The 12504-nt window shown below is 52.5% G+C and carries 9 protein-coding genes; all 9 read left to right on the top strand.

Annotated elements, in window-relative coordinates:
- The 9 genes from H8K03_16085 to tgt all read left to right on the top strand — a co-directional run bounded on the left by H8K03_16085 (nt 1) and on the right by tgt (nt 12493).
- Entirely contained in the window at nt 1-897 is an 897-nt protein-coding gene (locus H8K03_16085; protein UVT19302.1) for an SUMF1/EgtB/PvdO family nonheme iron enzyme, read from the top strand.
- A 644-nt stretch (nt 898-1541) separates the two neighbouring features.
- Complete coding sequence (locus tag H8K03_16090; GenBank protein UVT19303.1) at nt 1542-3458, top strand: cytochrome ubiquinol oxidase subunit I; 1917 nt, start codon at nt 1542-1544, stop codon at nt 3456-3458.
- A gap of 77 nt (nt 3459-3535) precedes the next feature.
- The gene (locus tag H8K03_16095) at nt 3536-4840 is read left to right on the top strand and encodes a c-type cytochrome (protein ID UVT19304.1); all 1305 of its coding nucleotides are present in this window, start codon (nt 3536-3538) and stop codon (nt 4838-4840) included.
- A 47-nt stretch (nt 4841-4887) separates the two neighbouring features.
- Nucleotides 4888-5925: a cytochrome c gene (locus tag H8K03_16100; protein UVT19305.1), complete on the top strand. Its 1038-nt coding sequence runs from the start codon at nt 4888-4890 to the stop codon at nt 5923-5925.
- Nucleotides 5926-5977: 52 nt separating this feature from the next.
- The gene (locus H8K03_16105) at nt 5978-7750 is read left to right on the top strand and encodes a c-type cytochrome (GenBank protein ID UVT19306.1); all 1773 of its coding nucleotides are present in this window, start codon (nt 5978-5980) and stop codon (nt 7748-7750) included.
- Nucleotides 7751-7835: 85 nt separating this feature from the next.
- Complete coding sequence (locus H8K03_16110; GenBank protein ID UVT19307.1) at nt 7836-8447, top strand: molybdenum cofactor guanylyltransferase; 612 nt, start codon at nt 7836-7838, stop codon at nt 8445-8447.
- Between the two features lie 23 nt (nt 8448-8470).
- Nucleotides 8471-9457, top strand: a complete 987-nt coding sequence (locus H8K03_16115) for a glycosyltransferase family 9 protein (protein ID UVT19308.1) — start codon at nt 8471-8473, stop codon at nt 9455-9457.
- 109 nt (nt 9458-9566) lie between these two features.
- The gene (locus H8K03_16120; protein UVT19309.1) at nt 9567-11291 is read left to right on the top strand and encodes an arginine--tRNA ligase; all 1725 of its coding nucleotides are present in this window, start codon (nt 9567-9569) and stop codon (nt 11289-11291) included.
- Nucleotides 11292-11314: 23 nt separating this feature from the next.
- Nucleotides 11315-12493: a tRNA guanosine(34) transglycosylase Tgt gene (tgt, locus tag H8K03_16125; protein UVT19310.1), complete on the top strand. Its 1179-nt coding sequence runs from the start codon at nt 11315-11317 to the stop codon at nt 12491-12493.
- The last annotated feature ends 11 nt before the right edge of the window (nt 12494-12504 follow it).

Consider the following 12504-nt stretch of genomic DNA (forward strand, 5'->3'; position numbering starts at 1 on the left):
ATGCTCGAAACCAAATTTAAATTGATCTTCCTGCTCGTGGTGCTGGTGTGCGCCGCCATGCCCATCACAGCCATTTTGCGAGGCACCACCCTCACGCCGTATGAAAAGCCGGTGTCCGAAAACATTGCCGAAGTTGAACCGGAGCAGGAGAGTGTTTCCGGAGAGGAGCCTATTCCGGAGGACATGGTGACGATTCCGGCAGGGCCGTTCATTCGCGGAACGAAGGATGGTGGATTCGATGAGCAGCCGCAGCGCGCCATTTCCCTCGATACCTTTTCGATCGATCGATATGAAGTGACCAACCATCAGTATCAGCAATTTGTTGTGGCCACCGGCCATCGAAAGCCAGGATTGCCCTCGCGCTATGCAAAAAGTGGCAGCAGAGTGCGTGGCGTCAACCAACCGGCTGTCTATGTTTCGTGGGACGACGCTGAGGAATACTGTCGCTGGAAAGGTAAGCGGCTTCCGAGCGAAGCCGAGTGGGAAAAGGCTATGCGCGGTACGGACGGGAGGCTCTGGCCATGGGGAAACATAGAGCAGCCTCAGGGCGCCAATTGGGCGCGTGTGCAGGACGGTCACGAGGTATCTGCACGCGTGGGAACTTTTCAGGCCGATAAGAGCCCCTATGGAGTCATGGATGGGGCCGGCAATGTCATCGAATGGGTAGCTGATTGGTACAATGAGACCTATTACAAGGATTCGCCGGAGCAGAACCCTCCAAGCCCTGAGCATGGCACCTATCGGGTACTCAGGGGGGGAGGGTATACGACGACCGGCGGTGATATCCGGATTACCAGCCGAAGCAAGATGATGCCGGATTTTCGAGATGAAACGATCGGATTTCGCTGCGCAATTTCGAAGACGGGAACGACAGAAGCGGGAGAGAAAAAAAGCTGATGAACCTAGAGAAAATCAAAGTAGTAAAGGATCAAAAACACGGCCAAAATGATGTTGACAACCATACCGGCCAAAACTATAATGTCAAACACTTTTGAGTTCTTCGTCACGGTTTCTCCTGTTGATTCGCGCACTAGCGACTAAAGTTTGATAACACAGGGTTTGGTACCTGTCAAGAAAATGCAGTAATTCTGAATCGCCCACCAAACTATCTTGATCGGGAGTAAAACAGATGGCAAGCGCTACCCCTGACAGCGAAATTAAGATAAAAATCGGCAAGATGATTTTCTACATAACCTGTGCTGTTGGAATATGGTTTTTCTATTGGTTTGCAGGAATCCAGTGTCCCTGCTGAGTTGCTGATCTCGTCTAGCTGCCAGGGGTCTGGCCGCACAGCTCAATCAACGGATGGCTGGGTTAAGTAAGAGGAGAAAAGGGAAATGAGTGCGTTAAATAATCCTGTGGTGGCGGTGATTGTCTCCCTTATTATCGCGGTCGGCTATTTTACATTGGTCGATCACTATCTGATGGACATGCAGGGGCTGGACTACTGGTACCTGTTCCGGAAGTAGGCCTGTGAGGAAGTAGTCAAGTCTTCTGGTGAGATTCGGCAATTTAACGAGAGTGTATCAAGGAGGTAATCCATGGGCCTTTTAACCGGCAAGCGCGTCTTTTCTATCATGGCGCTCTGCATGATGGTTGGCCTCCTTCTGCTTCCGATCGTCGTAGCGTTGCCTTCACCGGCTATCGGTGGGGATGCTCCTGCCGGCGATGCGGCAAAGAAGGATGGAGATAAAGTCGAGAAGGGCCGGGATGTCTATTACAAGACCGAAGGTATTGTAGTCGGCGCTCCCGCTCCTAAGACGACGGATGGTCCCAGGGACTATCCGCGATACAACTTTGAAAGCCGTGTCCTGCTGTGGTTTGCCAATCAGCAACATCTCTACTATGGCAGCTTCGTCCTAGCGGTACCGATCTTTTGTATGATCATTGAGTTCATGGGCGTGGTCACTAAAGATAAGGCACTTGCGAAGCGTTACGACCAGCTGGCGTATGATTTCATCAAGATCAGTCTCACGGCCTACTCGCTTACGGCTATTCTAGGCGGCATTCTGATCTTTACGTTTCTGACCTTGTACCCTGCCTTCTTCTCCTACTTGTCCGGCATATTCCGTCCCGTCATGCACATCTATGCGCTGATGTTCGTGGCGGAGAGCGGTACTCTCTACATCTACTATTACGGTTGGGACAAGATGAAGGAAGGGTTCCTCAAGTGGATTCATTTGAGCATGTCGGTGATCCTGAACATTATTGGTACCCTGCTCATGTTCTTGGCCAATTCCTGGATCGGCTTCATGATGTCGCCGGCCGGAGTCGATGAGCAGGGCCGATATCTCGGAAATATCTGGCACGTGATCCACACTGCTCTGTGGAATCCGCTTAATCTCCATCGCATTCTGGGCAACATGGCGTTTGGTGGAGGAGTTGTCGCTGCCTACGCCGCATATAAGTTCCTGGCGGCAAAGACCGATGAGGACCGCGCGCACTACGATTGGATGGGCTACATTGCCATGGCACTGGGTGTCGCCTTCTTGATCCCGTTACCTTTTGCTGGCTATTGGCTTATGCGTGAAGTGTATGCCTATCGCCAACAGATGGGGATCACCCTGATGGGCGGTTTGCTTGCCTGGCTGTTCATTATTCAGGCCACGATGATCGGCATTCTCTTTCTGAGCACTAACTACTACCTGTGGCAGGCAATGGGCCGCATGCGCGGTGCTGAAAAATACCAACGGTACATCAAGTACCTGGTGTTCCTACTCGCCTGTGGGTATATGGTGTTTATTACTCCCCACACGATGGTTATGACCCCGGCTGAATTGAAGGCCATGGGAGGCCAACAACATCCCGTACTGGGGAACTACGGAGTCATGTCCGCGAAGAACGGCGGGATCAACGTTATTATTACGACGACCGTGCTGAGCTTCGTTTGGTACATGAGAGGAAATAAGGTCTCCACGGTATCGTGGGCGAAGTTCGGTAATATTTTCATGGGAGTATTTTTTGCCTGCGCCTACGTCAACATCATTTGGCTTGCTATTTACGGGTATTACATTCCGGCAAACGTACGAGTCGGTTTATCTGTCCCCCAAGTGGCAACAACATTGTCTTGTCTCTTCTTCATGTTCGCGCTCAACAGCGTGATGATGAGGGGCGCCAAGCAAATGGGGCCGATAGAGTGGGGTAAGATTTCCGCTCGCTCTCAGTATGCCCTTATTATGCTGGCGACGGCATTTACCTGGATGATGGGTTTAATGGGCTATATTCGCTCCTCGGTCCGTCTGTTTTGGCATGTCAATGAGATCATGCGTGACAATTCCCCTTGGGCCTATACGCATACCGTCGGATTTGCCGCTAACATGATTTCATTTAATGTGTTGTTTTTCTGGATCACTATTCTCTTTGTCTTTTGGCTCGGCAGCTTGACTGCGAAGAAAGTTCCGGTGGAGGCAAAGGCGGGTATCCCGGGCAGTGTCCCGCAGCCGGCCGCTAGTCACTGATCGGTGCCTTATTGACAGTTGGCTCAACGGGGCGAGGAAGCTTTCCACCGCCGTTGAAGCTGTAGGAGGTCAAGACCTTGGGTAACCTGATTGCTGAAGCACTCTCAATGGGTTGGATGGCTCTGGCCATCGTTGCAGGTCTGATGGTCTATTTTCAGGTGTCCATCAGTGATCCTGCCGCAAAGAAGCGCGCGGTGTTTAAGACTTTTATCGGTCTTGTGGCGACGTTTTTGCTGTTCGCTGCCATTGCGAATTACGCAAACAACTTCTATGGCGAAAATCGGTTGTTGCCGGTCTCGCTTGTGATGATCACCGTCACAACTTTCGTGATGGCCTTGTACTTCACTAATCTTAGCGCACTTTTAAAGATTGGTGGTTTCATGTTCTTTGTGGCTGCCTTTCTTTCCGGCTATGGGAACTGGCTTCCGCAGGTCGAAGGTGGTTTCCCTCCCAAGGAAGAAAAGCTTGATTTTAGCTCGATGACGCCGCAGCAACTTGCTGACGAAGGCGAAAAGATCATCTTTGGCGGGATCGGGAAGAACAAGGAGCAGGGAGCAATTGGCAAGGGGCAATGCCCTCTCTGTCATGCGTTCCATGCCGGTATGCTCGGCGAACGTGCGCCTAACTTGGCGGGACTTCCCGGTCGCGGGAAGGAACGATTGGAAGATCCAAAATATTCCAAAGGTAATCCAGCCAAGCGGGAATACGAAGTTAAGGAAGCATTCGCTGGTTCAGGAACTGCAGAAAACGCACAGGAGTACATCGCGGAATCACATGCTTGTCCAAGTTGCTATGTGGTTGCGGGATATGGTGTGAAGGGAACGAATGACAAACAAAGTCCGATGCCGGCTATCCATAAGCCACCCATCTCGCTCAGCCTCCCAGAACTTGCGGCTGTAGATACGTGGATGTATGTGCGTGAAGGGATTGATGCTCCCTCCTTCGAAGAAATCGTCAAGTCCTACGAAAAGTTTATCCCTGAAGCCGACCGTCCTAAGATGGCCGAGGACAAACCAGCAGGGGCTACTTCACTGATGGCCGATGGGTCGGAACCGGTGGACCAGATTTTTGCTAAGGCGCAATGTGTCTCCTGTCATACAATTCCAGGGATCCCCGGAGCAATGGGGACCATCGGTCCTAAACTTGAAGAAGGTACAACCGCAGCGCAGCGCATCAAAGATCCTACCTATAAGGGAACTGCCAAATCACCAACTGAATATATTATGGAATCAATCGTGGATCCCAGTGCGTTTGTGGTGAAGCCGTTTCCTGATAACACCATGCCCAAGGTCTTTGGACAAAAGCTAAGCGCGGGTGCCTTAAAGAAAATTGTCGACTATTTATCACAGGTTAAAACTGGAGCGCCGCCGCCAAAGATTTGATAGCTGCCTCCAATTGCCTGTATTGCGGAGAGTAAAGGGAGTTGCCGATGAAAGCGTTGATGTCACTCGGTGCCTTGGTGGGAGTAGCGGGAATTCTCCTTCTTGGTGGGATGACTTTCGACATCGTTCCATCCACTACCATACGGTTGATCGAAGGTTACATGCCGATCCAGATGCTGCTTGAAGTGACGTGTTATGTGATCGGCTTTGCAGGGTTGAGTTACATGCTCAGTGCCATGGGCATGCCTATGCCGAGATTCTGGCAGGGAATCGGCTTCTGGGTATTCTTCATGCTCTATCTGAAATACCGTGTATATCCACCGATCCCCTTCAGTGTGCGAGCCATGTATGGCACGGTAAGCCTCGTCGCGGTGTTCATGTGGGTCTCTGCAAATGAAGAGGACTGGAGAAAATTTAAACAGCCAATTATGAATGTGCTCGACGCACAAACGGGGATGAATAAACTTCTGCGTTATGCGTATCTTGTAATCCTCCCGATCCTTATTGGTGGATTTTCGTTCAATGCCATGATGCCAAAATCGGAAGAGCCGATCGAATTGAGGACGGTTCACCCGGCACCGCCAGCAAGCACAAAAGTTCATGGTAAAACGTATACATTACAGACTTCGCAAAATCCTTATCGCGTGAATCCAGAGGGAAAGTACGATCAGGAGTTTTCGAACGCCAATATTGTTGAGCAAGGTATGGGGCGTTTGATGAAGCCGAATGCCAATCCGTGGGACGACAAGAATACGGGGTATTTGAAGTACGTGCGAGAGGGAGGCGAGATATTCTTCCAAAATTGTCATTTCTGTCATGGTGACAATCTCAACGGCCGTGGCCTCCACGCCTTTGCATTCAATCCGATTCCCGCCAATTTCACCGACCCAGGGACGATTGCACAACTCCAGGAAACGTTTATCTTCTGGCGTGTTTCTAAGGGCGGAATCGGCTTGCCGAATGAAGGATTTCCATGGGCATCGGTTATGCCCCCATGGGAACAGCATTTGACCGTAGACGAAATCTGGAAGGTGATTTTGTTCGAATATTGGCACACCGGCTACTATCCCCGTACCTGGGATTAACAACGAAATTGCGTTATTGACAACTCAGACATACGGAGAGATGAGGATGAACATGATGGACAGCATAACTCGGAAGGCCAGAATTACAGCCGTCGTTGCCTTCGGAGTCGTTCTGGTGTCTAGTGCGGGCTATTCGATTGTTTCAGCACAAGGGCTCCCCGAAGGTTTCAAGAAGGGGGATCTCGCACCTGAACCCTCCGCAGAAATGATTGAAGCTGGGAAACGTGTTTATTTCACCAAGTGCGTCTGGTGTCACGGTGTCGATGGCGCCGGTGATGGGCCTGGAGCCGATCGGCTTTGGCCTCGTCCACGAAACTTCAATCAAGGAACGTTTAAAATTCGTCATACCGCTAGCGGCGAACTCCCGCTTTTTGATGCAAAGAAGCCGATCCCTGGCCAAAACGATCTCTTTGAGACGGTTACCCATGGTTTGCCAGGATCTGCGATGCCACCCTGGGAAGGCATCTTAACCGAAGAACAGCGCCTGCAAGTTTTGTCTTTTGTTACAACGCAGCTGGTTAAGGATCGGAAGTTCACTGATAAGCAGTCTGAAAGTCAAACTATTTTGCAGTTGGCTGATCTTAAACCCAAACCGGCAACCGATGAGAGTAAGAAGCGCGGTTCCGAGCTCATCGTTGAAAAGAAGTGCGTAGAGTGCCATGGAATGGAAGGCCGTGGTGATGGAAACGCTTTTAATTTGAAGGATGACTGGGGTTTCTCGATTCAGCCGGCCAATTGGCATAAGTGCTGGAACTTCCGAGGTAGTCGTCAAGATCCATATAACGTGAGCAACATCTTCCGAACCTTCTCTACCGGCGTCAATGGCACTCCGATGCCGTCATTTGCAGATAACACGACGGTTGATGAACGGTGGGACATCGCGAACTTTGTCAATTCTCTTTGTGAGAGAGATACACTGGGCAATCCGCTTCCCATTGACCCATTGACGGATAAGCCTAAAATCAACTTCGTGGTCCCGTCGGATCTCGTTGAGGGGGAAATTCCTGCCGACATCGAACATGAAGCCTGGCAAAAGGCCCCGAAGCGATATGTGGCTATGGGCGGACAGATCACTCATAAGCCCAGAAACTTTGTCAATCGGATCGATGATATCTGGGTACGGTCTCTCTACAATGATAAATCAATTGTCTACCTGCTCGAGTGGGATGACCGAACGAAGAGTGTCGCTGAAGCAAAACTTCCCTGGGCCCCCACACAGGTTAACATCGATGTAAAAGAACAGGACCCAAAGACCGGTGAGGAAGGGTCAATTGCAGCGCACCAAAATAACTACACGGTTTACAACGATGCGATTGCCATTCAAACAGCAGTGAAGTGGAAAGAGCTTCCCGCCCCGATCAAGCCTCGTTACCTGTTTGGTACCAATGACCAATTCCCCGTCGACATTGTCAAATGGGAGGCAGACGGCTCTCTCCGTGCATTCAAGGGCACGGGTTGGGACAAGGATTTTGAAGAGCGCGACAACTATGAAGAGAGCATGAAGCTCCTAAAGGCAGAGTGGAAGAATGGTCGTTGGTATGTAATGATTCAGCGACCCGTTGGAAACAAGAAGGATCAGGATTACGACGAAGACACATTTTTTGAAGTCGGGCAATATATTCCGACGGTGTTCTTTGCGTGGGATGGTCACAACGGAGATGCCGGGAGAAAGATGGCCGTCTCCGCTTTCTTCTACACATTTATGAACCCGCCGGTCCCCCAGGAAACATACATCTATCCAGCTGTTATTGCGGTGGGTGTCGTCCTGTTGGAGGGATGGGTCCTGACCCGTCGTGCAAACAAGAAAAAGGGAAAGACACTGTAGTCTTCTCCAAAGGAAGATCAGTGTAGTAAGACTGAGGGGGTGGGGAAACCTACCCCCTCTTTTTTTATAGGACAACGACGGACTCATGATCAGCGATGTGACGGGCGTTTTGCTTGCCGGAGGAAAAAGTAAGCGGATGGGCGAGGATAAGCGATTCCTCTTGATCGGGGGCAGTACCCTGATTGAACGGAGCGTCGGTGTCATGTGTGCCCTCTTTCAGCAGGTGTGTGTTGTGATCGCCCAGGATGGCCCGGTGCCGTCAGTACGCGTGCCGGTCGTGCGTGATCTTGTCCCGAATTGTGGGAGCCTCGGCGGGCTCTATACCGGTCTTCGACAGTCTACAGATCAGCACATATTTGTTGCCGCCTGCGATATGCCGTTTCTCTGCTCTAGCCTTGTGCAGTATATGGTCGCCTTGAAGGAAGAGGCCGACGTCGTCATGGCACTCTGGAAAGACCGCCTTCAGCCGACGCATGCTGTCTATAGCCGACGTTGTCTGCCGATTCTTGAAGACATGATTCGTAGGCACGAAGTGAAAATTCAACATGTCGCCGCGCATCCCGCTCTTCGCGTGCGGATGGTCATGGAGGCCGAGGTGAGCCGAATTGATCACGATGGGCGATCATTCCGCAATATCAATACTCCTTCGGATCTTGAAGCGGCTCGATCGCTATACGAGAGCTCTAGCGGCTCCTGATTCTGAGGTTTCCTGGCGTTCTCATGAAACGCACGATTGTGATACTTCACCCTGGCGCGCTCGGTGATGTTTTGTTGGCTGTCCCTGCGATACGGAACCTTGGGATACGGTTCCCGCAGCACGAAATCTTGCTAGTCGCAGACGCCACCGTCAGTCGCCTTCTTCACCTATGTCGACTGGTCGATGATTGGATGTCCGTAGAAGGGCGGGCATGCGCGGGGTTGTTTGGTGGATCCGCTCACCTCTCTGAGGAGCTACAGTCGTGGCTACAGCGATGCGATGTCGTCGTGGCATGGACAGAAGACAAGGATGGGGCTCTGGCCGCCCTTGTGCAGCGATGGGGTGTAGCGGAGGCGCACATCCACTCACCATTTTCGCCGCGATTGCGAGCAAGCCATCAGCGCGATCGCTTTCTTGAAACAATCGGTCAGACCGAAGAAGAAGTTTCTAGCGCGTGGACGATCGAGATTCCCCACGATCTCGTGGAACAAGGGAGAATCTACCTTGAGTCCATTGGAATTATGCCTGATCGACCGCTGGCGCTTGTGCACCCCGGAAGTGGAAGCATGCACAAGTGTCTTGGCCCAGGGAAAGTAGCCTTGATACTCCAGCAGTTGCAGCGAGGAGAGATGTGTCCACTCGTCTTAGAGGGGCCAGCCGATCATGATGCGGTGGAGGCGGTGCTGAAATTAGCTAGTAAGACGCCTCCTGTCCTCAGAAATCTTGACCTACCTCTGCTTGCAGGAATCCTTGCGGGCACTGTGCTCTATTTGGGTCATGACTCCGGTATTACGCATCTAGCTGCATTGCTGGGTGTGCATACGATCGCAGTATTCGGTCCGACAGACCATGCTCGCTGGGCACCCATCGGTGATCATGTGACGATCTTGCGAGGGGCACCTTGTGTCTGTCCATCATGGGAGGCTGTAAAAGGGTGTCACGAGAAGCCCTGCCTTGACGTACCGATTGAGAAGATGCTGCCTGCATTGGGACCTGAAACACGGGTATAAAAGTCACAAGCCCTCGTAATTCCAGGTAAACCGCCTTGTCTCTGCCTACCTCATATGTTAGAGTGGCGCGTTAATTTCCTTTCATTGGTAAGGACTTAGGAGAGCTGTTGTGTCGCAAGGCGTTGTGCAGGAAAAGGTGACCACAGCTATTCTCGGCGCCCTAAATGAGGCGAAGCAAAAAGGGCAATTGAAGACAACGGCCTGGCCGACACTGAGTCTGGATGCTCCGAAGCGGCCTGAGTGGGGGGACCTGGCATCGACGGTGGCCATGTCATTAGCTTCCTCCGAGCACAAGGCCCCTCATGATATTGCCCGCATCATCGTGGAGAACTTGTCCGAGCAGGAGCAGTTGTTCGATCGCGTAGAAATCGTCCGTCCCGGTTTCTTGAATCTCACGGTCAAACCCGCTCTCTGGCAGGAGGTCCTCCGTGACGTTGAACGACAGGGAGCCCGTTATGGTCGAACAGACATCGGTAACGATCGTCGTGTGCTAGTTGAGTATGTGAGCGCAAATCCGACCGGTCCATTGCATGTCGGACATGGAAGAGGGGCCGCGGTCGGGCAGGCAGTGATCCGATTACTGAGAGCGATCGGGTACGAGGTGGTGGGTGAGTACTACGTCAACGATGCAGGACGGCAGATGAAATTGTTGGGCGCGTCCGTCTATGCCCGTTACCAAGAGTTGTCCGGGCAGACCATCAATTTTCCTGAGGATGGCTATCATGGTACCTACATCACGGCCGTGGCTCACCAGATCAAGGAACAACTTGATCGTGAAGCAAGTCATCTCGCTCCTGCCGATCTTGAGGCTCGCTGCCGAGCACTTGCGTATCAGGAACTGCTGGGACTCATCCGTGATGACCTCACGGCATTTGGTATCGAGATTCAATCCTGGTTCAGCGAGGCCTCACTGCTGGAATCCAAGGCGATCGAGCAGGCTTTGGATGAATTGAAGGCGCGCGGGCTTTTGTTCGAACAGGAAGGGGCGTGGTGGTTTCGGGCGTCGCTGTACGGCGATGAAAAAGACCGCGTAGTCAAGAAGCAGGACGGTGAGTACACCTATCTCGCCTCCGATATCGCCTATCATCACGATAAGCTCCGGCGCGGCTACGATCTGCTGATCGATGTCTTTGGCGCCGACCACCATGGGTACATTCCCCGCATGCAAGCCGTGATGCAGGCGTACGGATCTCCAAAAGAGCGTCTTCAAGTGGTGCTCGTCCAGTTAGTCAAGCTCTTGCGGGACGGGACCGAAGTGAAGATGTCCAAGCGGACCGGGGAATTCATTACGATGCGGGAAGTCATCGACGAAGTCGGAGCGGATGCCGCAAAGTTCTTTTTCTTAATGCGGGATTCCAAGACTCATCTCGAATTTGATCTGGAGTTGGCGAAACAGCGATCCGCCGACAATCCTGTGTATTACGTCCAGTACGCCCATGCTCGAATCTGCAGCCTCTGGCGTGTGGCCTCCGCACGGGGAATTGCCCGCCCATCCGCAGTGGAGACCGATCTCTCGGTTTTGACGGATCCCGATGAATTGGGGATTATCAAAAAACTGTCCTCCTATCCTGAGGTCATCCAGGCGAGTGCCGTGGTCTTCGAACCGCACCGTGTGACGTATTACCTTCAGCAATTGGCGGCGCTGCTCCATACGTTTTATAACAAACACCGTGTGTTGCCTGCGGCGACTGATCAAGAGCATGACGAGTCGGCACCCATCGAAGCCCTCACGCCAAAGCGAACTGCGGCGCGATTGGTCCTGATGGGGGCGGTCCAGCAAGTGATCAGGAATGGGCTTGACGTGCTGGGTATTTCAGCGCCTGAGCATATGTAGCGGATGACATCTTACGGAATCTAATGCAGTATCAGGTCGAACAACCGGATTCATGCTCGAAGGGCCGCGTCGGTCTGCTGACCACCAATCACGCGGAGGTTCAGACTCCCGCCTTCATGCCGGTGGGTTCGTTGGGCCCAGTCAAAGGGCTCGAATCTGAAGATCTTCAGGAATTAGGCTTCCAGTTGATGCTCAATAATGCCTATCACCTGTATTTGCGGCCTGGGCACAAGATCGTTGCTGACATGGGGGGGCTCCATGCCTTCACCGGCTGGCCGGGAGCGATTCTCACCGACAGCGGAGGGTTTCAGATTTTTAGTTTGGCGAAGCTCTGTGAAGTGACCGACGACGGCGTCACGTTTCAGTCACACATTGACGGGTCACGCCATTTTATTTCGCCTGAAAAGGCGATAGAGATCGAGGAGGCGTTAGGGGCCGATATCATCATGGTCCTCGATCAATGTGTCGCGCTTCCCACCGGCCACGAGGTGATTCAAGAAGGTGTGCGCCGAACCAAGCTCTGGGCCGAGCGCTGTCAGGCGAGCCGGCGAAGAACCGATCAGGCGTTGTTCGGCATCGTGCAAGGTGGGTTGGATCCCGACTTGCGCATTGCCTCAGCGAGGGAGTTGGCGACATTGGGGTTCGAGGGCTACGCGGTCGGTGGGCTCTCAGTCGGAGAAGGAAAAACCGACATGTATGCCATGCTCGATATCACGGTTCCGGAGTTGCCAGAGAAGAAGCCTCGTTACCTTATGGGTGTCGGACTTCCTGAGGACTTAGTCGAAGGCGTGGCTCGGGGTATCGATCTATTTGATTGCGTCGTCCCATCTCGTCATGGCAGAACTGGCTCTCTGTTTACCGCGTCAGGTCGGGTGGTCATCAAGCAGGCGCAATATGCCGATGATGAACGACCGGTGGATCCCGCTTGCGCTTGTCCGGTGTGCCGTCGGTATTCGCGGGCCTATCTCCACCACTTGTTCGTGGTGAAAGAAATGTTGGGGGCACGGCTCAATACGATTCACAACCTTTGGTATTTTTCCGATTTGATGCGCCGGATGCGGGAAGCACTGGTGGAAGGAAGGTTTTCCGCATTCCGCGAGGCGTTCTATCGTCATCAAGATCGGCAGTCAGAGATGATAACTGAAGCGGCGAATGGCGAGTTTGAACCATACAGCCAATGGCATAGGAGCTGTCACACATAGAAGGGGATTCG

The sequence above is a fragment of the Nitrospira sp. genome, assembly GCA_024760545.1.
Lineage (GTDB): Bacteria > Nitrospirota > Nitrospiria > Nitrospirales > Nitrospiraceae > Nitrospira_D.